At 52.3% G+C, this 20,867-nt stretch carries 9 protein-coding genes and 5 pseudogenes; 8 read left to right on the top strand and 6 right to left on the bottom strand.

Annotated features, from left to right (window positions below; translation table 11 throughout):
• Window positions 1–111: 111 nt before the first annotated feature.
• The 7 genes and pseudogenes from cmoM (at window position 112) to O3W44_RS06510 (ending at window position 10,768) form a co-directional block, all read left to right on the top strand.
• Window positions 112–896 (top strand): annotated as a pseudogene (gene cmoM / locus O3W44_RS06540) (tRNA uridine 5-oxyacetic acid(34) methyltransferase CmoM).
• A pseudogene (gene mukF / locus O3W44_RS06535) lies at window positions 893–2,214 on the top strand (chromosome partition protein MukF). The pseudogenes cmoM and mukF overlap by 4 nt, the downstream one beginning before the upstream one ends.
• Window positions 2,195–2,920, top strand: a complete 726-nt coding sequence (mukE, locus tag O3W44_RS06530) for a chromosome partition protein MukE (RefSeq protein WP_269292445.1) — start codon at window positions 2,195–2,197, stop codon at window positions 2,918–2,920. The pseudogene mukF and the gene mukE overlap by 20 nt, the downstream one beginning before the upstream one ends.
• Window positions 2,917–7,383, top strand: a complete 4,467-nt coding sequence (mukB, locus tag O3W44_RS06525; protein ID WP_269292444.1) for a chromosome partition protein MukB — start codon at window positions 2,917–2,919, stop codon at window positions 7,381–7,383. Before mukE ends, mukB begins: the two co-directional genes overlap by 4 nt.
• 169 nt (window positions 7,384–7,552) lie before the next feature.
• Complete coding sequence (gene ldtD / locus O3W44_RS06520) at window positions 7,553–9,364, top strand: L,D-transpeptidase (protein WP_269292443.1); 1,812 nt, start codon at window positions 7,553–7,555, stop codon at window positions 9,362–9,364.
• Window positions 9,365–9,550: 186 nt separating this feature from the next.
• Window positions 9,551–10,099: a YcbK family protein gene (locus O3W44_RS06515; protein WP_269292442.1), complete on the top strand. Its 549-nt coding sequence runs from the start codon at window positions 9,551–9,553 to the stop codon at window positions 10,097–10,099.
• Window positions 10,100–10,138: 39 nt separating this feature from the next.
• Window positions 10,139–10,768 (top strand): MBL fold metallo-hydrolase, encoded by a 630-nt coding sequence (locus tag O3W44_RS06510; RefSeq protein ID WP_269292441.1) that lies wholly within the window; start codon window positions 10,139–10,141, stop codon window positions 10,766–10,768.
• Window positions 10,769–10,812: 44 nt separating this feature from the next.
• Here O3W44_RS06510 and O3W44_RS06505 read toward each other — a convergent pair.
• The 4 genes and pseudogenes from O3W44_RS06505 to pncB all read right to left on the bottom strand — a co-directional run bounded on the left by O3W44_RS06505 (window position 10,813) and on the right by pncB (window position 16,388).
• Window positions 10,813–12,004: pseudogene (locus O3W44_RS06505) on the bottom strand (amino acid aminotransferase).
• A 224-nt stretch (window positions 12,005–12,228) separates the two neighbouring features.
• Complete coding sequence (ompF, locus tag O3W44_RS06500) at window positions 12,229–13,323, bottom strand: porin OmpF (protein WP_269292440.1); 1,095 nt, start codon at window positions 13,321–13,323, stop codon at window positions 12,229–12,231.
• 301 nt (window positions 13,324–13,624) lie between these two features.
• Entirely contained in the window at window positions 13,625–15,025 is a 1,401-nt protein-coding gene (gene asnS, locus O3W44_RS06495; protein ID WP_269292439.1) for an asparagine--tRNA ligase, read from the bottom strand.
• A 158-nt stretch (window positions 15,026–15,183) separates the two neighbouring features.
• A pseudogene (gene pncB / locus O3W44_RS06490) lies at window positions 15,184–16,388 on the bottom strand (nicotinate phosphoribosyltransferase).
• Between the two features lie 242 nt (window positions 16,389–16,630).
• Here pncB and pepN point away from each other — a divergent pair.
• The gene (gene pepN, locus O3W44_RS06485; protein WP_269292438.1) at window positions 16,631–19,246 is read left to right on the top strand and encodes an aminopeptidase N; all 2,616 of its coding nucleotides are present in this window, start codon (window positions 16,631–16,633) and stop codon (window positions 19,244–19,246) included.
• Between the two features lie 35 nt (window positions 19,247–19,281).
• Here the strand turns inward: pepN and ssuB are convergent, their stop codons facing one another.
• Window positions 19,282–20,070 carry an aliphatic sulfonates ABC transporter ATP-binding protein gene (gene ssuB / locus O3W44_RS06480; protein ID WP_269292437.1) on the bottom strand — a complete coding sequence of 263 codons (789 nt, stop codon included), beginning with the start codon at window positions 20,068–20,070 and terminating at the stop codon, window positions 19,282–19,284.
• A pseudogene (gene ssuC / locus O3W44_RS06475) lies at window positions 20,067–20,857 on the bottom strand (aliphatic sulfonate ABC transporter permease SsuC). The gene ssuB and the pseudogene ssuC overlap by 4 nt, the downstream one beginning before the upstream one ends.
• Window positions 20,858–20,867: the final 10 nt, after the last annotated feature.

Below are 20,867 nucleotides of genomic sequence, written 5' to 3'. Positions count from 1 at the left end.
GTTGTCTGAAAAAACAGCAGCTGGAAGAGAAGAACAGGATGAAAGGTTCATTCTTCTTGTGCCTGTGACAAAATAGCATAAGTCTCACCGCAGCATACCGGAGCCAGAGCCATGCAGGATCGCAACTTTGACGATCTCGCGGATAAATTTTCGCAAAATATTTACGGCACCACCAAAGGACTTGTGCGACAGGCGATTTTATGGGATGAGCTTGACGCCATACTTCCCAGTCTCTCGCCACAGCCGTTAAACATTCTTGACGCCGGTGGTGGCGTAGGACAAATTTCCAGCGGCCTGGCGGCGCGAGGTCATCAGGTTTTGCTGTGTGATTTATCTGCAGAGATGTTGCGCCGGGCGCGGGAAAATGCCGATGCGTCAGGCGTGAGCCACAACATGCAGTTCAAACAAATTAGCGCCCAGCAGGTTGGCGAACATTTGGATAAGCCAGTGGATCTGGTATTGTTTCACGCTGTGCTTGAATGGGTGGCTGAGCCTGAAAAAGTGCTGAAGGCGTTGTTTGATGTGTTGCGGCCTGGCGGCGTGCTGTCGTTGATGTTTTATAACCTGCACGGCTTAACGTTACGCACCTTAACGCTCGGCAACTTTGGCTATCTGCGCACCAATTTAACCAAACGTAAAAAGCGCACGTTATCGCCTGATTACCCGCGCGATCCCGATCAGGTTTACCAGTGGCTCGAAGCCTGCGGTTTTGTGCTTGAGCAGCGCGCCGGTATCCGCGTATTCAGTGATTATATGAAGCCGCCTAAAGGCGAGCCGAAAAGTGACGATGAAATTATTGAGATGGAGCGGCGCTTTTGCCGTCAGGAACCCTTTTGAGCTTAGGGCGCTATATCCATGTAACTGCGCGCAAACCCGGGCAGAAGGACGAATTATGAGTGAATTTTCCCAGACGGTACCTGAACTGGTATCCTGGGCGCGTAAGAATGACTTTTCCTTGCGCTGCCAGTAGAACGTCTGGCCTTTTTGCTGGCCATCGCCACCCTTAATGGTGAGCGAATGGATGGCGAAATGAGTGAAGGTGATTTGATTGATGCTTTCCGTCACGTCAGTAAAGCTTTCGAACAAACCCATGAAACTGTGCTGGTACGCGCAAACAACGCCATCAATGATATGGTGCGTCAGCGTTTATTAAACCGTTTCACCAGCGAACTGACCGAAGGTCACGCCATTTACCGTCTGACGCCGTTAGCCATTGGCATCACAGATTACTACATCCGTCAGCGAGAATTCTCTACGCTGCGTCTGTCGATGCAGTTATCCATTGTTGCAAATGAGCTGAAGCGCGCCGCCGACGCTGCCGAAGAGAATGGTGATGAATTTCACTGGCATCGCAACGTGTTTGCACCGTTGAAATATTCAGTTGCAGAGATCTTTGACAGCATTGATATGACCCAGCGCCTGATGGATGAGCAACAGCAGGCGGTGAAAAACGATGTCGCTGAACTGTTGAACAAAGACTGGCGTGCGGCGATTTCCAGTTGTGAAATGTTACTGTCGGAAACCTCAGGCACGCTGCGTGAACTGCAGGATACGCTGGAAGCGGCAGGGGATAAGCTGCAGGAGAATCTGCTACGCATTCAGGATGCCACGCTCAACAGCCCGGATTTAGGCTTCGTTGACAAGCTGGTATTCGATCTCCAAAACAAGCTTGACCGCATTACCAGTTGGGGCCAGCAGGCAATTGACCTGTGGATTGGCTACGACCGTCACGTGCATAAATTCATTCGTACGGCCATCGACATGGATAAAAACCGCGTCTTTGCCCAACGATTGCGTCTGTCAGTACAAAATTATTTTGATGCGCCCTGGGCTTTAACTTACGCCAATGCCGAGCGTCTGTTTGACATGCGCGATGAAGAACTCACGTTGCGAAATGATGAAGTTATGGGCGAGCTGCCGGCTGAACTGGAGTATGAAGAGTTCAATGAAATTCGTGAACAGCTGGCAGCGATGATCGAAGAGGCGCTGCAGGCGTATAAATTGCAGCAAAAACCGCTCAACCTCGCCACCGTGATGCGCGATTACCTGGCACAATATCCCCGCGCGCGCCATTTTGATCTCGCGCGTATTGTCGTGGACCAGGCTGTGCGTCTCGGCGTAGCAGAAGCTGATTTAGCCGGTTTGCCCGTAGAGTGGCAGGCCATCAATGATTACGGAGCCAAGGTGCAGGCACATGTCATCGACAAATATTGAACAAGTGATGCCAGTTAAGCTGGCTCAGGCACTGGCAAATCCGATTTTCCCGGCGCTGGATAGTCAACTGCGCGCCGGACGACATATCAATATTGAAGAGCTGGATAACCATGCTTTTCTGATGGATTACCAGGAATATCTCGAAGAGTTTTACGCACGTTACAACGTTGAGCTGATTCGTGCGCCAGAAGGTTTCTTCTATCTTCGCCCCCGCTCAACCACGCTGATACCACGCTCGGTGCTGTCAGAGATGGATATGATGGTAGGAAAAATTCTCTGTTATCTCTATCTCAGCCCGGAGCGTCTGGCAAACGAAGGCATCTTCACGCAGCAGGAGCTTTACGATGAGCTACTGTCGCTGGCCGACGAAAGCAAGCTGCTGAAGCTGGTAAACCAGCGGTCAACGGGTTCGGATGCCGATCGCGCCAAATTACAGGAGAAAATGCGCGCTTCACTGAATCGCCTGCGTCGCCTTGGCATGGTGTGGTTTTTTGGCAACGACAGCAGCAAATTCCGTATTACGGAATCGGTGTTCCGTTTTGGTGCTGATGTGCGCAGCGGTGATGATGCGCGCGAGGCACAGTTACGTCTGATCCGTGATGGCGAAGCAATGCTGTTGGCAAACGCAACGGCCCCAGTAGAAGCGGATGAAGTTGATGAAAACAGTAGCGAAACGAGCGACAGCGCGGAGGAAGAGCAGGTATGATTGAACGCGGAAAATTTCGTTCGCTAACGCTGATTAACTGGAACGGTTTTTTTGCCCGAACCTTTGATCTGGATGAACTGGTAACGACCCTCTCCGGCGGTAACGGCGCGGGTAAATCGACCACCATGGCGGCGTTTGTTACCGCCCTGATCCCAGATTTGACGCTGCTGCACTTTCGTAACACCACGGAAGCGGGTGCAACGTCGGGCTCACGTGACAAAGGCTTGCACGGTAAATTGCGTGCTGGCGTCTGCTATTCAATGCTGGACGTAGTCAACTCACGTCATCAACGTGTGGTTGTCGGTGTTCGTTTACAACAGGTCGCAGGCCGCGACAAAAAAGTGGATATCAAGCCTTTCAGTATTCATGGCTTGCCCACCGATACCAATCCAACTGACATGCTGACGGAAATTCTCGACAGCCGTCAGGCGCGTGTGCTGCCGCTGAATGAAGTAAAAGAACGGGTTGAAGCCCAGGAAGGCGTCCAGTTCCGCCAGTATAATTCCGTCACTGATTATCACGCCATGATGTTCGATCTTGGCGTGGTGCCGCGTCGTCTGCGCTCAGCCAGCGATCGCAGCAAGTTTTATCGCCTGATTGAAGCGTCGCTGTATGGCGGGATCTCCAGCGCAATTACGCGCTCACTGCGTGATTATCTGTTGCCAGAAAACAGCGGTGTGCGCAAAGCCTTCCAGGATATGGAAGCGGCATTACGTGAAAACCGCATGACGCTGGAAGCCATCCGCGTGACGCAGTCTGACCGCGATCTGTTTAAGCATCTTATCTCTGAAGCCACCAGCTATGTTTCTGCAGATTATATGCGTCACGCCAATGAGCGGCGCATTCATCTGGACAGCGCACTGGTGTTGCGTAATGAGCTTTTCAGCAGCCGCACCCAGCTTGCTTCTGAGCAATATCGTCATATTGAAATGGCGCGCGAATTGTCAGAACACAGCGGTGCTGAGAACGATCTTGAAGTTGATTATCAGGCAGCCAGCGATCATCTGAATCTGGTGCAAACAGCCATGCGCCAGCAGGAGAAAATCGAGCGTTACGATAACGATATTGAAGAACTGACGCTTCGTCTGGAAGAGCAGAACGAAGTCGTGGCAGAAGCGCGCGAAGTGCAGGAAGAGAACGAAGCGCGTGCTGAAGCTGCTGAACTGGAAGTCGATGAACTGAAAAACCAGCTGGCCGATTTTCAGCAGGCGCTTGACGTTCAGCAAACCCGCGCCATTCAATATCAGCAGGCGTTGCAGGCACTGGAGCGCGCCCGTTCGCTCTGTCAGCTTCCTGAACTCACCATCGACAACGCCAGCGAATGGCAGGAAAACTTCCAGGCAAAAGAGGAAGAAGCCACTGAGCAACTGTTGCGTCTTGAGCAAAAGCTGAGTGTGGCAGAAGCGGCGCACAGTCAGTTTGAACAGGCGCTGGCGCTGGTCACCAGCATTGCTGGCGAAGTCAGTCGCCAGGATGCCTGGCAGACCGGACGCGAGCTGCTGCGTGATGCCAGCAATCAGCGACATCACGCCGATCAACTCTCTTCGCTGCGCCTGCGGTTGAATGAGCTGGAGCAGCGCCTGGGTGAACAGCATGACGCAGAGCGTCTGCTGGCAGAGTTTTGTAAGCGCCAGGGTCAGCACTATGAGGCTGATGCGCTGGAAGGCTTACAGCGTGAACTGGAAGCGCAAATCGAGCAACTGAGCACCAGCGTCTCTGACGCAGGCGAACAGCGCATGATGATGCGTCAGGAGCTGGAGCAGCTGCGCGAGCGTACTGCGGCCCTGACCACACGTGCGCCACACTGGCTGGCGGCGCAGGAAATTCTGACCCAGCTGAGTGAGCAGACCGGCCAGGCGCTGACCAGCAGCCAGCACGTAACGGAATATATGCAGCAACTGCTTGAGCGCGAGCGCGAAACCACGGTTGCGCGTGATGAAATCGCGGCGCGCAAGCGCGAAGTCGAGCAGCAAATTGAACGTCTCAGCCAGCCGGGTGGCGCAGAGGATGCCCGCTTAACGCAACTGGCAGAACGTTTTGGCGGCGTATTGCTTTCTGAAATCTATGATGATGTCACGCTCGACGACGCCCCTTATTTCTCCGCACTTTATGGTCCTTCGCGTCACGCTATTGTGGTGCCGGATCTGTCGCTGATCCGCGAACAGCTTGATGGGCTGGAAGAGTGTCCGGAAGATCTCTATCTGATCGAGGGCGATCCGCAGTCGTTTGATGACAGTGTGTTTAGCGTTGATGAGTTACAAAACGCCGTTGTGGTCAAAGTGGCCGAGCGTCAGTGGCGCTATTCACGCTTCCCGAAACTACCGCTGTTTGGCCGCGCTGCGCGTGAAAACCAGTTAGAACTGCTGCACAGCGAACGCGATCGTCTGGCGGAGCGTTACGCCACGCTGTCGTTTGATGTGCAGAAAACCCAGCGCCTGCATCAGTCTTTCAGCCGCTTCATCGGCAGTCATTTAGCGGTGGCGTTTGATGACGATCCGGAAGCACAAATTCGCCAGCTTGGCGCACGTCGTGGTGAGCTGGAGCGCGCGTTAAACCAGCATGAAAGCAATAACCAACAGCAACGTCAGCAATATGAGCAGGCGAAAGAGGGCGTGTCGCAGCTCAACCGACTGCTGCCGCGTGTTAATTTGCTGCTGGATGATACCTTAGCCGATCGCTGCGAAGAGATTCGTGAGCAGGTAGAAGAAGCGCAAGAAGCTGCACGCTTTCTGCATCAGCACGGCGCTAAGCTGGGCAAGCTGGAATCGCTGATTTCAGTGTTGCAGAGCGATCCGGAGCAACATGAACAATTGCAGGCCGACTATCAACAGGCGCAGCAGCAGCAGCGTATTGCTCGCCAGCAGGCGTTTGCCTTGACGGAAGTGGTACAGCGTCGTGCGCACTTTGGTTACGACGACTCGGCCAGCATGCTGAACGGTAACAATGATCTCAGCGATAAACTGCGCCAGCGTCTTGAGCAGGCTGAAGCAGAACGTAGCCGCAGCCGTGATCGCCTGCGTGAACATCAGGCACAGCTCACGCAGTATTCGCAGGTTCTGGCGTCGCTCAAAAGTGCATACGATGCCAAGCGCGACATGCTGAGAGAGTTGCAGCAGGAGATGCAGGATATCGGGGTACATGCCGATGCCCAGGCTGAAGAGCGGGCCCGCATCCGTCGCGATGAACTCTATACGGCACTGAGCCATAACCGTGCACGTCGTAATCAGTTAGAAAAACAGCTGACCTTCTGTGAAGCGGAAATGGAGACGTTACGCAAAAAGCTGCGTCATCTCGAACGCGACTATCATCAGAAACGTGCCCAGGTCGTCAGTGCAAAAGCGGGCTGGTGTCTGGTGCTGCGTCTGGTGAAAGATAACGGTGTCGAACGCCGCCTGCATCGCCGCGAATTAGCCTATCTCAGCGGTGATGATCTGCGCTCCATGTCGGATAAAGCCCTGGGGGCGCTGCGTCTGGCGGTAGCCGATAACGAGCACCTGCGTGATGTGCTGCGCTTATCAGAAGATCCTAAGCGCCCGGAACGTAAAATTCAGTTCTTCATTGCCGTTTATCAGCATCTGCGTGAGCGCATTCGCCAGGACATCATCCGCACCGATGACCCGGTTGAAGCCATCGAACAGATGGAGATTGAACTGAACCGTCTGACTGAAGAGCTGACCGCGCGTGAGCAAACGCTGGCAATCAGCTCGCGTAGCGTGGCGAACATTATTCGTAAAACCATTCAGCGTGAACAAAACCGTATCCGCCAACTCAATCAGGGTTTGCAGACCGTCAGCTTTGGTCAGGTGCGCAGCGTGCGCCTCAACGTCAACGTGCGCGAAACGCACGCTATGTTGCTGGATACGCTGTCAGAAGAGCATGAGCAGCATCAGGATCTGTTTAACAGCAATCGCCTGACCTTCTCTGAAGCACTGGCGAAGCTTTATCAGCGCCTGAATCCGCAAATTGATATGGGACAGCGTACGCCACAAACAATTGGTGAGGAGCTGCTTGATTACCGCAACTATCTTGAGATGGAAGTGGAAGTTAACCGTGGCTCTGATGGCTGGCTGCGTGCTGAAAGCGGCGCGTTGTCTACCGGTGAAGCGATCGGTACGGGAATGTCAATTCTGGTGATGGTGGTACAGAGCTGGGAAGAAGAGTCCCGTCGTTTACGCGGCAAAGATATCTCGCCGTGCCGCTTGCTGTTCCTTGATGAAGCGGCGCGTCTCGATGCGCGCTCTATCGCCACCCTGTTTGAGCTGTGTGAACGTCTGGAAATGCAGCTGGTTATCGCGGCACCAGAAAACATCAGCCCGGAGAAAGGCACAACCTATAAACTGGTACGTAAAGTGTTTAATAACACGGAACACGTTCATGTTGTTGGTCTGCGCGGCTTTGCGGCTGATCCCACACCGGCACGGCGTGAGCGTGAGGCCACGTCTCTGACAGAACCCGAGGCGTAAAAATCGCTGGCTGAAACGTAGTCAAATACTGCGCCATTCGTTAATCTAATCACGGCATTTGTCGAAGAGGCAAATGCCGTTTTTTATTCGTATACTCATAAGTATAAGAAGCAGCCCATCGCAGTAGTTTCAGGGAACGCTGCGCAGTAGATTAAACAAGGGGGCAGGGATGTTGCTGGCAAACAGGTTCAAACATCGTCGCGTTATTTCATTGTTAGCACTGGCGCTAACGGTTATTCCATTGGGCACAGCACAAGCCGCAATTATTGCTGCTTTACCCGGTTCGACAGCAGGAGCTCTGCCGATAACCGAAAGCCAGCAGCGTATTCAGCAAGCGTTCTCCCGCGGCAATCAGCCTTTCTATCTCTCTTCACTGGCAACCATTTACGCTGCACGTCATATGCAGCCGATTTGGCAGGATCGCGAGGCGGTACAAAGATTTCAGCAGCAGCTGGCTGAAGTGGCACTTTCCGGGGTGCAGCCTCAGTTTACCCGTTGGGTTGATCGCTTAACCGATCCAAATATTCAGGGTCTTGCCCGCGATCTGGTGTTGTCAGATGCCATGCTCGGCTATTTGCAGTTCGTATCAAATGTGCCAACGCAGGGTGAAACCTGGCTGTACAGCAATGTGCCTTACAAGCTGGCGCTGCCATCCGTGGCAGTGGTGAACCAGTGGCAAAATGCCGTCAATGCTGGCGCTAATGCGACCTTTATCGCGTCGCTGGCCCCTCAGCATCCGCAGTATGTTCCGATGCATACGGCACTTAAAAATTTGCTCAGCGATAAACAACCCTGGCCGCAACTCAAAAATAGCGAAACGCTGCGTCCAGGACAGGTCAGTGACGATGTGCCCGCGCTGCGCGAAATATTACAGCGCAGCGGCATGCTCACGGCCCAGACGCTGTCTCCGGCACCGACCGATGATGCAGTTCCCACCGCACCTGAGCCCGTCAGCCATACTGAACAACCTGTTGCGGTTAGCCCGTCAGCAACAAACGTGAACGACCTGCCGGCGCAATCGCCCCAATCACCGGGTAATGTGCAAAATACAGCCTTTGATGCCAGCACGGCGAATGTTTATGACAACACGCTGGTGGCAGCCGTTAAGCGATTCCAGCAGTGGCAAGGTTTAGCTGATGACGGCGCAATCGGCCCACGGACCCGTGAATGGCTGAATGTGTCACCCCAAATGCGTGTGGCGTTGCTGGCGCTTAATATTCAGCGATTACGTTTGCTGCCGGATGATATGCATAACGGCATCATGGTAAACATCGCCAATTACTCGCTGATTTACTACAACAACGGCAACAAAATCCTTTCATCACGGGTGATTGTAGGTCGGCCAGATCGTAAAACGCCGCTGATGCGCAGTGCGTTAAACAATGTTGTGCTCAATCCGCCGTGGAATGTGCCGACGACGCTGGTGCGAAAAGATATCATTCCAAAGGTGAAACAAGATCCTGGCTATCTCTATAAGCATGGCTATACCTTGCTGTCAGGCTGGAGTGCAGATGCGCAGGTTATCGATCCCAGTATGATTGACTGGAGCATGGTCTCTGCGTCCTCTTTCCCGTATCGTCTGCGCCAGGCACCCGGTCAGATGAACTCGCTGGGGCGCTATAAATTCAATATGCCCAGCTCAGATGCTATCTATCTGCATGACACGCCGAACCATACGCTGTTCCAACGCGATATCCGCGCGCTGAGTTCGGGATGTGTGCGCGTCAATAAAGCTTCTGAGCTGGCGGGATTGTTGCTTCAGGATGTAGGTTGGAACGACAACCGCATCTCAAGCACCTTAAAAGAGGGTGATACGCGCTATGTACCTATTCGTCATCGCATTCCGGTTAACCTGTATTATTTAACCGCGTGGGTAGCTGATGATGGCAAACCGCAGTATCGAACAGATATTTACAATTATGACAACACGGCGCGTTCAGGTAGTCAGGTGTTGATGCGTGCCGAAAAACTGCTGCTCTAGTATTTGATTTATGGGCACTCTTCGAAACTGATCAACATCAAGCCAGCGTGTAAAAAGGCGGTCCTGAACGGGATCGCCGCATAAACTCAGCTCTTCCGGGTTGACGATTATCTGATGGAAAGTTATGGTGCGGCCTTGTGCGCTTTTTGCACATTTCTATGGCTTCACTCTCAGGTAATACGTTACATGTCTAATATTGATTCTTTTCGTCGCAAACTACTGCTTTGCGGAAGCGCAGCCGCTGGTCTGGCATTATTGCCTGCCTCAGCCAGGGCCTCACTTTCAACTTCCCGACCGCGTGTATTAACGCTAAATAATTTACATACGGGCGAAACCCTTAAAACTGAGTTTTTTAATGGTAAAAGTTACGACAAGGATGAGTTGTCGCGTTTGAATCATTTCTTCCGCGATTTCCGTGCTAATAAAGTTAAAAAAATTGACCCGCATCTGTTTGATCAAATCTTTCGGTTACAGGCGCTGCTCGAAACGCGCAAACCTGTGCAGTTGATTTCCGGTTATCGTTCGCCTGCAACCAATAATATGCTGCGTGAAAACGGGCCTGGTGTGGCAAAACACAGCTATCATACCAAAGGCCAGGCGATGGATTTCCATATTGAAGGGATTACACTCAGCCATGTTCGCAAAGCGGCATTATCTATGCGCGCAGGTGGTGTAGGATATTATCCTCGCAGCAACTTTGTACACATTGACACCGGGCCAGTCAGGCACTGGTAACACTACCGGCAACGCTGCGTGTGCCGGACATGGAGCGTTATGAACTACCACATTATTCCTGTAACCGCGTTTGCACAAAATTGTTCGGTCATTTGGTGCGAAACCACGCGTGAAGCGGCTCTGGTCGATCCCGGCGGGGATGCAGAGATCATTAAACAGACGCTGTCGGAACATAATCTTAAGCCAGCACAAATTTTGTTAACCCATGGACACCTTGATCATGTGGGTGCTGCCGCTGAGCTGGCGGCCTTTTATCAGGTGCCCATTGTCGGGCCGCAAAAACATGATGCGTTCTGGCTGGAAGCGTTGCCGACGCAAAGCCGTATGTTTGGTCTGGAAACGTGCTCTGCTTTTACGCCGGATCGATGGCTGGAAGAGGGCGAGCGCGTGCAGGTGGGGTCAGTTACCCTTGAAGTGTTGCATTGTCCCGGCCATACGCCGGGCCATATCGTCTTTTTTGATCGCGTCGGACGTCTGTTGATTTCAGGTGACGTCATTTTCAGCGGTGGCGTAGGGCGCACAGATTTTCCACAGGGCAATCATGCTCATTTAATTGAGTCGATAAAAACTAAGTTACTGCCGTTAGGCGATGACGTTACGTTTGTGCCCGGTCACGGGCCGATCTCTACGCTGGGACGTGAGCGTATCAGCAATCCTTTCCTGCAATAAAAAATGGGCCAGCAGGCCCATTTTCATCTCATTTCTTTCTCAACTCACAGCACGGCAACGATCGCTTCACACAGCGCCGACATATTATCCGGCGTCATGCCTGCCACGTTCACACGACCTGAGTTGACTGCATATACACCAAACTCTTCGCGCAGACGAATAACCTGATCTTTCGTCAGACCGCTAAAAGAGAACATACCGTTTTGCCTGATGATAAAGCTGAAGTCTCGCTGCGCCCCTTTTTCCGCCAGGGTATTCACAAACAGATGACGCATGCGCTGAATACGTTGACGCATATCTGATAGCTCTTGTTCCCAGATAGTACGCAGTGACGCATTATCCAGAATTGTCGCCACGACTGCCGCACCGTGCGCTGGTGGGTTCGAGTAGTTAGCGCGGATAGTATATTTCACCTGGCTGAATGCGCTTTCGGCCACAGCAGCATTAGCAGCGACCAGCGTGATGGCACCTACACGCTCGTTATACAAACCGAAATTCTTGGAGTAGGAACTGGCAACGATCAGTTCCTGATGCGAGGCAGCGAAGATGCGCAGGCCTTCAGCATCTTCATTCAGACCACGGGCAAAGCCCTGGTAAGCGAAGTCAAACAGCGGCAGCCAGCCATTAGCCTGTGAAAGTTGTGCCAGTTGTTGCCACTGTTCGGCGGTAGGATCGATGCCGGTTGGGTTGTGGCAGCAGCCGTGGAACAGCACCACGTCTCCCGCTTTCGCTTCTTTCAGCGACGCCAGCACCCCGTCAAAATCCAGCGAGTGGTTTTCGGCATCGTAATACTGGTATTCACAAACTTCCAGACCCGCCGCGTTAAACACGTTTTTATGGTTTGGCCAGCTGGGATTGCTCACCCACACACGTTTAACCGACGTTTGCGTCGCCAGAAAATCAGCTGCTACGCGCAATGCACCCGTGCCGCCGGGGGGTTTGTGCTGTGCGAGCACGGCCCGCGCCTGTCAGCGCATTCTCTTTACCGAATAACAATTCCTGCGTGCAACGCGCGAAATCTGCCAGGCCATCAATGCTGAGGTAATTTTTGGTGGTTTCATTCTCCAGCAGATACTGTTCGGCTTTTTTAACGCTGGTCAGAACAGGCGTTTTGCCGGTTTCGTCTTTATAAACACCAATACCAAGGTTAATTTTGTTAGAGCGGTCATCAGCGCGAAACAGATCGGCCAGTCCAAGAATAGGATCGGCGGGTGCAGCAGAGATCGATTCAAACATGTGTCAGGTCCAGTAGTGTGAACTTTAGCAAAATGAGCTATCAGGTTAGCGCCGGGAAAAGCAAAAGCCAACCGTTTGCGAAACAATTTCACGATTTAGCGAGTAAGATTCAGAACATTGAAAAGACGCGAATAAAAGCGGGGCAGAAAGGAGACCTGAAAAACCAGCAGCCATAAAAAAACGGGACCGAAGTCCCGTTTTCTTGAATCATCAGACCATCAAACTTAGAACTGGTAAACCAGACCTACAGCTACGATGTCATCAGTGTTCAGACCCAGTGCGTTGTCGTCATCCAGCTGGTTGATGCGGTAATCAACATAGGTCGACATGTTTTTGTTGAAGTAGTAGGTTGCGCCTACATCAACATATTTGATCAGGTCAGCATCGCCCACGCCTTCGATGTCTTTGCCTTTAGACTGAACGTAGGCCAGAGACGGACGCAGACCGAAGTCGAACTGGTACTGTGCAACCACTTCGAAGTTCTGTGCTTTGTTAGCGAAAGCAGTATCGCCGGTATCCAGAGAGAATGGCGTAGAGTTACGGGTTTCACCGTAATAAGCTGCCAGGTAGATGTTGTTAGCATCATATTTCAGACCGGTTGCCCAGTTTTCAGCGCGCTTGCCTTGACCTACGATAGTACCATCAGCTGCAGCAACACCTGCTGCCTGAGCATTGGTACGGTCGCTGCTGCTGTAAGCACCTACAACACCCAGACCGATTGGTGAGGTGTAAGAGGTAGACAGGCCCCAGCCGTCGCCGTTCGCACGACGAATGTCTGCACGCTCGTTTTTACCCTGGTACTGAACAGCGAAGTCCCAACCGTCAACCAGACCAAAGAAGTTGGTGTTGCGGTAGGTCAGCAGACCGGTGCTACGGCCGTTCATGAAGTTGTCTGAGTAGCCTGAATCGCCACCAAACTCTGGCAGCATATCGGTCCAGCCGATTGCATCGTAAACCACACCGTAGTTACGGCCGTAGTCGATTGAGCCAGCATCACCGAATTTCAGACCAGCAAAGCCCAGACGGGTTTTGTTGCCGGTTTGTGCGTCAGAACCTTCAGAGTTGTTAGCCTGAACGTTATATTCCCACTGACCAAAACCGGTCAGCTGGTCATTAATCTGAGTTTCACCCTTAAAGCCGAAGCGAACATACGTCTGGTCACCGTCGCTGCCATCATCATCAGAAAAATAATGCAGACCAACAGCTTTACCGTACAGATCCAGTTTGTTGCCATCTTTGTTATAGATTTCTGCTGCGTTTGCTGCGCCTGCAGCTAACAGAGCAGGGATAACCACTGCAAGAATGTTGCGCTTCATCATTATTTATTACCCTCATTGGAGTTATTCGGACACCTGCCACTGCCGTCAAGAAACCTTTACGGGAACCTTGAGGAAACTTTGGTGTCTTCCTGTGTCTGCACGCATCTTTCCATCACACAGACGGTAATTCTACCTCGAAAATGCTACAAAACTCTTAATCTGGTTTCTAAAAGAAAATATGTATTACAAAATGTAAAAACAGCGGAACTTTGTGAGAGAACTCAAAATTTACAAAAATAAAAAAAGGCCGACCAGGTCGACCTCTTTATATATATGAATTTCTTATATTTAATGACGAAAATCAAAAACTCGCATTGCGTGGTGTGCGTGGGAAAGGGATAACATCTCTTACATTTTGTACGCCAGTGACATAGGCGATTAAACGTTCAAAACCTAATCCAAAACCTGAATGCGGCACGGTGCCGTAGCGACGTAAATCGCGATACCACCAGTAATCTTCTTTATTCAGGCCCATCTCTTCAAGCCGTGCGTCCAGCACATCAAGTCGCTCTTCGCGCTGCGAGCCGCCGATAATTTCACCAATTCCCGGTGCCAAAACATCCATTGCTGCAACCGTCTTACCGTCTTCGTTAAGGCGCATGTAGAAGGCTTTAATATCTTTCGGGTAGTTTTTCACCACGACCGGGGCTTTGAAGTGTTTCTCAGCCAGATAACGCTCATGCTCAGACGAGAGATCAATACCCCAGGAAACCGGGTTCTCGAAGGTTTGGTCACAATTCAGTAAAATGTCAACTGCGTCGGTATAGTCTACCTGAGCGAAATCGGTAGTGATAAAACGCTGCAAACGATCGACAGCATCTTTATCAACGCGCTCAGCAAAAAATGCCATATCGTCAGCACGCTCTTCCAGTACCGCTTTAAAGACATATTTCAGCATCGATTCGGCCAGTGCTGCGGCATCATCCAGCGAGGCAAACGCGATTTCCGGCTCCAGCATCCAGAATTCGGCCAGGTGGCGACTGGTGTTAGAGTTTTCAGCACGGAAGGTAGGGCCAAAGGTGTAGATTTTTGACAGCGCACTGGCGTACGTTTCGCCATTTAACTGGCCTGAAACCGTCAGGAAAGCTTCTTTACCGAAAAAGTCTTCAGCGAAATCGACTTTACCTTGATCGTCACGCGGCAGGTTTTCCAGATCCAGCGTCGAAACGCGGAACATTTCTCCGGCGCCTTCCGTGTCAGAAGCGGTAATCAGCGGCGTTGAAACCCAGAAGTAACCATTCTCATGGAAGAAGCGATGCAGCGCCTGCGCCAGCGTATGACGTACGCGCGCCACGGCACCAATCAGGTTAGTACGCGGGCGCAGGTGGGCGACTTCACGCAGATATTCAATGCTGTGGCGTTTGGCCGCCATCGGATAGCTGTCTGGATCTTCAACCCAGCCCACCACCTCAAGTTGGGTCGCCTGAATCTCAAATGCCTGGCCCTGACCTGGAGAAGCCACTACGGTGCCGGTGACAATCACAGAGCAACCGGTGGTCAGACGCAATACTTCATCCTGATAATTATTCAGAGAATTATTGACGACAGCCTGAACGGGATTAAAGCAGGAACCGTCATAAACGGCGATAAAGGAAAGACCGGCTTTTGAATCTCTTCGGGTACGTACCCAACCACGTACGGTGACTTCACTGTCAACCGCAACGCGACCGTGCAGTACATCCGCTACAGGCACTACGCTCATAAATATCTCTCTATATAGAAGAAGTGAGTAAAAAGTTCCCCTGTCCGGGGTGTTGCTATGTTACTTGTGACTAAACAGGAAACAAGCAAAATTCCGGACGAAAGGCAGATTTATTACAGCAGAAAAGGGGGCGAATCAACGCCCCGATAAGATGGCGCTTAACTGGCTTTTTTAACCAGTGGCAAATCGAAGGCTTTTCTTAACGCTCTGACAAAGGCTTTGTCCTGGCAAATGGTTTTACCGGGGCTGTCAGAAAGTTTCGCGACGGGCTTACCGTTACACTCTACTAACTTGATCACAATGTTAAGCGGCGTCACGCCCGGAATATCACAGGTAAGGCGAGTTCCAATGCCAAATACCACATTAGCGCGCTGGCCGAAGTGACGATAAAGCGTCAGAGCCTTATCCAGATTCAGGTTATCGGAGAACACCAAAGTTTTGCTTTGCGGATCGATACCCAGTTTCTCGTAATGCGCAATCGCCTTTTCTCCCCACTCAATGGGATCGCCTGAATCATGGCGTAAACCTTGATAACGACTGGCAAAGGCCAAACCAAAATCACGCAGAAACGCATCCATGGTGATGCAATCTGTCAGGGCAATAGCGAGCTGACCATCATATTCATCTAACCATGCCTGTAAGGCTGCTCGCTGGCTGTTTGCCAGCACCGGGCTGATTTGCTGGAACGCCTGAAACCATTCATGCGCCTGCGTACCAACCGGCGTTAAATCTAAGCGACGCGCCAGATCGTAGTTGCTGGTGCCGATAAGCCAGGGAAATCTTGCTTAAGCGTGGCGACAATAGACTGCTGCACATCCTGGGAGTAACGGCGACGGGTGCCGAAATCCATCAGGCGGAAGCGCGACATATCAAGATCAGCCACCTCCTGCTTAAACGCCTGCAGTTTAGTCTGTAGATGTTCAACGGCCTGTTGCGTGCCGATACTGGGCGTATGGTGACGATGTACTACTTCACTGATCAGCGCCAGCAGCGGAACTTCCCACATGATCACTTCGCGCCATGGCCCCTCAATGCGAATATCAAGTACACCGTTGTGATTGCTCACCTTGACCTGATCGGGGTTATAACGGAACTGGCGTAGCCAGCTGAGATAATCGGCCTGAAAAAAGGGGAGGTTGGCCAGCCAGGCATATTCGTCATCGCTGAGAGCCAGCGCCTGCATGGCGTGGATCTCATGGCGGATCTCATCAGCGTAACAACCCAGCAGCTCATCACCGCGGCAGCGGAAGACTGCCGCCACTGTTACATCATGGTAGCGGTGAAACACGGCTTGCTGCATATGAAGCTTATAAGCGTCAGTATCCAGCAGCGAGGTCAGTATCGGGGAAGCATGTCCTGTCATGGCGCGTTTCAGCATCCTGTTCGGTGGCGCAGAGCCCGGTGTGATAAAAGTCATAAAGACATAAAAGTATAAATCAGTAACTGCAGCCGATCACAGCATATTTCAGGGCTGTGGGTCGAGGTTAATCTGTGCCATTGTTAACGGTTTGTAGCGATTTCTGCCATTGATAAGATTGTGCATGGCAAGCTTGTATTAACCAGCATAGACTTTGGCGGTTAACTTATAACAATGCGAGACGGAATATGACGCAACAGCCCCAAATTAAATATCGCCACGATTATCGTGCACCCGATTACACCATAACTGATATTGACCTGACCTTTGAACTGGACGCTGCCACCACGCGTGTGACAGCGGTAAGTCAGGTGAAACGTTTAGGGGACAACCAGGCTGATTTGCGTCTGGATGGCGAAGCGTTGACGTTGATTGCGCTGGAAGTGAACGGACAACCCTGGACGGCTTATCATGAAGATGAAGGCGTGCTGGTGCTGAGCCAGTTACCTGACAGCTTTACGCTGAAAATCATCAATGATATCCATCCGGATCAGAATACGGCGCTGGAGGGTTTGTATAAATCCGGTGAGGCGCTCTGTACGCAGTGTGAAGCGGAAGGGTTCCGTCATATTACCTGGTATCTGGATCGCCCAGACGTGCTGGCGCGCTTTACCACGACCATCATTGCTGATGAGCAACGCTATCCGTTTTTGCTTTCCAATGGAAACCGTGTGGACAGCGGGCATAATGCGCAAGGCCGTCACTGGGTAAAATGGCAAGATCCCTTCCCAAAACCCTGCTACCTGTTTGCGCTGGTCGCGGGAGATTTTGACGTATTGCGTGACAGCTTTAAAACCCGCTCAGGCCGGGATGTGGCGCTGGAAATCTTTGTTGATCGCGGCAATCTCGATCGTGCCGACTGGGCGATGACCTCGCTGAAAAACAGCATGAAGTGGGATGAAGAACGCTTTGGTCTCGAATATGACCTCGATATTTTTATGATCGTGGCGGTGGACTTCTTCAATATGGGCGCCATGGAGAACAAAGGACTCAACGTCTTCAACGCCAAATATGTGCTGGCTAAAGCGGAAACCGCGACCGACAAAGATTATCTCGGTATCGAGGCGGTCATTGGCCACGAATATTTCCATAACTGGACAGGTAACCGCGTAACCTGCCGCGACTGGTTCCAGCTCAGCCTGAAAGAGGGATTAACCGTGTTCCGCGATCAGGAGTTCAGCTCCGATCTCGGCTCGCGTGCGGTAAATCGTATCGACAATGTGCGCATCATGCGTGGGGCGCAGTTTGCCGAGGATGCCAGCCCGATGGCACATCCTATTCGCCCTGAACAGGTGATCGAAATGAACAATTTTTACACCTTAACGGTGTATGAAAAAGGTTCTGAAGTGATCCGCATGATGCACACCCTGTTGGGCGAAGAGAATTTTCAGAAAGGCATGCAGCTTTACTTTGAACGTCACGATGGCAGTGCAGCTACCTGTGATGATTTCGTTCAGGCAATGGAAGATGCCTCAAATATCGATTTGTCACAGTTCCGTCGCTGGTACAGCCAGTCGGGCACGCCGGTATTAACGGTGCGTGATGACTATAATCCGGAAATGGAGCAGTACACGCTGCACGTTACGCAACACACGCCAGCCACAGCCGATCAAAAAGAGAAACTACCGCTGCATATCCCGCTGGATATTGAACTTTATGATGGTGAAGGCAACGTTATTCCACTTCAGCACAACGGCCATCCAGTGCATAACGTGCTGAACGTGACCGAAGAATTCCAGACCTTCATTTTTGATAACGTCTATTTTCAGCCAGTGCCTTCGCTGCTGCGTGAGTTTTCAGCGCCAGTGAAACTCGACTATAAATGGAGCGATACGCAACTCACCTTTCTGATGCGTCAAGCCCGCAACGATTTTGCGCGCTGGGATGCCGCACAAAGCTTGCTGGCTATCTATATTCGCCTGAACGTGGCGCGTCATCAGCAAGGCCAACCGCTGTCGTTACCTTTGCACGTTGCTGATGCTTTCCGCGCAGTACTGCTTGATCAAAACAGCGATCCGGCATTGACGGCCCTGATCCTGTCGCTGCCAGGCGAAAACGAAATTGCCGAACTGTTCGATGTTATCGATCCGCAGGCGATTGCCGTGGTGCGGGAAGCATTACTGCGCACGCTGGCAAAAGAGCTGGCAGATGAATTTTACGCCGTTTACAACGCCAACCAGCAGGGCGAATACCGCGTTGAACACGCCGCTATTGGGCAACGTTCGCTGAAAAATGTCTGCCTCGGCTACCTGGCCTTTGGTGAAGCGAAACTGGCCGATCAGCTGGTGAAAACCCAGTATCACCAGGCAACAAACATGACCGATGCACTGGCTGCGCTGTCGGCATCGGTAGCTGCGCAGTTGCCGTGTCGTGAAGCCTTGCTGACAGCCTTTGATGAACGCTGGCATCAGGATGGCCTGGTGATGGATAAATGGTTCATGCTGCAGGCCACCAGTCCGGCGGCGGATGTGCTGACAAAGGTGCGTGAGCTGCTGCATCATCGCGCCTTCAGCATAAGCAATCCAAACCGCATTCGTGCGTTGATTGGCGCGTTTGCGTCGGCGAATCCTGCGGCTTTCCATGCGAAAGATGGCAGTGGCTATCAGTTCCTGGTGGAAATGCTGACCGATCTCAACACGCGCAACCCGCAGGTGGCTGCGCGCATGATCGAGCCGCTGATTCGTCTGAAACGTTACGATGCCGATCGCCAGGCATTAATGCGCAACGCGCTTGAGCAGTTGAAAGCACTGGATAAGCTGTCGGGCGATCTCTATGAGAAGATTACCAAGGCGTTAAACGCCTGATAGCAAAATGGCGGGTGAGTAAACCCGCCATTTTTTTAACGCTGCTGCGCATAACGCACCGGCTCGTCGCTTTCTCCGCGCCGCATCACACGATCTAATACTTCCGCTTCCAGTTCAGCCAGTCGGGCCGAACCTTTACGTCGTGGACGTGGCAGATCAACCAGCAAATCGAGACCAATCTGACCCTCTTCAATCAGCAATACGCGATCCGCCATCGCAACTGCCTCACTCACGTCGTGCGTCACCAGCAGTACGGTAAAATGGTGCTCTAACCATAGCGACTCGATCAACCCCTGCATTTCAATACGGGTTAAGGCATCCAGCGCGCCGAGCGGTTCATCCAGCAACAGCAAGCCTGGACGGTGAATCAATGCACGCGCCAGCGCCACGCGCTGCTTTTGTCCGCCTGACAAAGCGGCAGGCCAGTCATCGGCGCGCCCGGCAAGGCCAACAGCTTCTAACGCCTCAAGGGCGGCACTGCGCCACGCCCGGCCACGCCGGCCAAGAGCCACATTATCGATCACCTTTTTCCACGGCAGCAGACGGGCATCCTGGAACATCAGACGAGTATCGTCTTGCGCCGATTGCAAAGGCGCATTGCCTGCCAGCAGCGTACCGTGTGTGGTTTGCTCCAGGCCAGCCAGCAAACGCAACAGGGTACTCTTACCGCAGCCGCTGCGTCCAACTACTGCGACAAACTGCCCCGCCGGAATGTGCAAATTGATCCTGTTCAGAATGGTGCGATTGCCATATTGCTTGCTAACCGCATTGACACCAACAGGCGTACCGCTATTAAGACGCGCCGGGGAAAGTACGTTACTCATGCGTTCTCCTCCTTTCTTTGATATGCCGGATGCCAGCGCAGCCAGACGCGTTCCAGCAGCAACGCGGTGACGTCGGCCAGCTTACCGAGCAGGGCATAGAGAATAATGGCGACAACCACAACGTCGGTTTGTAAGAACTCGCGCGCGTTCATCGCCAGATAGCCAATGCCGGCGTTAGCCGAAATGGTTTCAGCCACAATCAGCGTCAGCCACATCAGGCCGAGCGCAAAGCGTACACCCACCATAATACCGGGCAGAGCGCCCGGCAGGATGACCTGAATAAACAGGCTCCAGCCGGACAGGCCATAACTGCGCGCCATCTCCACTAAGCCGCGATCGATGTTACGAATGCCGTGATAGGTATTGAGGTAAATCGGGAACAGCGTGCCCAGCGCCACCAGGAAAATCTTTGCCGCTTCATCAATACCGAACCACAAAATCACCAGGGGGATCAGCGCCAGATGCGGCACGTTGCGTAACATCTGAACGGAAGTATCCAGCAGGCGCTCACCCGTCCGTGATGTGCCAGTGATTAAGCCTAAAATTAAGCCAGCCGACCCCCGATACTGAAGCCGATCAATGCACGCCAGCCGCTGATAGCCAGGTGCTGCCATAGCTCACCGCTGGCGGCCAGGCTGTAAAAGGTAATAACGATATTTTCTGGCGAAGGCAGAATGCGCGTCGACAGCAAACCGGTTTGCGAAGCAATTTGCCAAATCACAATCAGCAGGGCAGGCAACAGCCACGGCAATAACTGACTGGAAATGCGCTTGCGTACTTTAGCCATGTTGCTCTCC

Origin of the sequence: Pantoea sp. LMR881, from assembly GCF_027157825.1 — a bacterium.
GTDB lineage: Bacteria > Pseudomonadota > Gammaproteobacteria > Enterobacterales > Enterobacteriaceae > Pantoea > Pantoea haifensis.
Note: the sequence above shows the minus strand (reverse complement) of the source record. Positions and strands in the feature narration are given on the sequence as shown.

Coding starts and splice junctions, on each gene's coding strand:
- mukE (WP_269292445.1), top strand. CDS start 2,195: ATGTCATCGACAAATATTGAACAAGTGATGCCAGTTAAGCTGGCTCAG.
- mukB (WP_269292444.1), top strand. CDS start 2,917: ATGATTGAACGCGGAAAATTTCGTTCGCTAACGCTGATTAACTGGAAC.
- ldtD (WP_269292443.1), top strand. CDS start 7,553: ATGTTGCTGGCAAACAGGTTCAAACATCGTCGCGTTATTTCATTGTTA.
- O3W44_RS06515 (WP_269292442.1), top strand. CDS start 9,551: ATGTCTAATATTGATTCTTTTCGTCGCAAACTACTGCTTTGCGGAAGC.
- O3W44_RS06510 (WP_269292441.1), top strand. CDS start 10,139: ATGAACTACCACATTATTCCTGTAACCGCGTTTGCACAAAATTGTTCG.
- ompF (WP_269292440.1), bottom strand. CDS start 13,323: ATGATGAAGCGCAACATTCTTGCAGTGGTTATCCCTGCTCTGTTAGCT.
- asnS (WP_269292439.1), bottom strand. CDS start 15,025: ATGAGCGTAGTGCCTGTAGCGGATGTACTGCACGGTCGCGTTGCGGTT.
- pepN (WP_269292438.1), top strand. CDS start 16,631: ATGACGCAACAGCCCCAAATTAAATATCGCCACGATTATCGTGCACCC.
- ssuB (WP_269292437.1), bottom strand. CDS start 20,070: ATGAGTAACGTACTTTCCCCGGCGCGTCTTAATAGCGGTACGCCTGTT.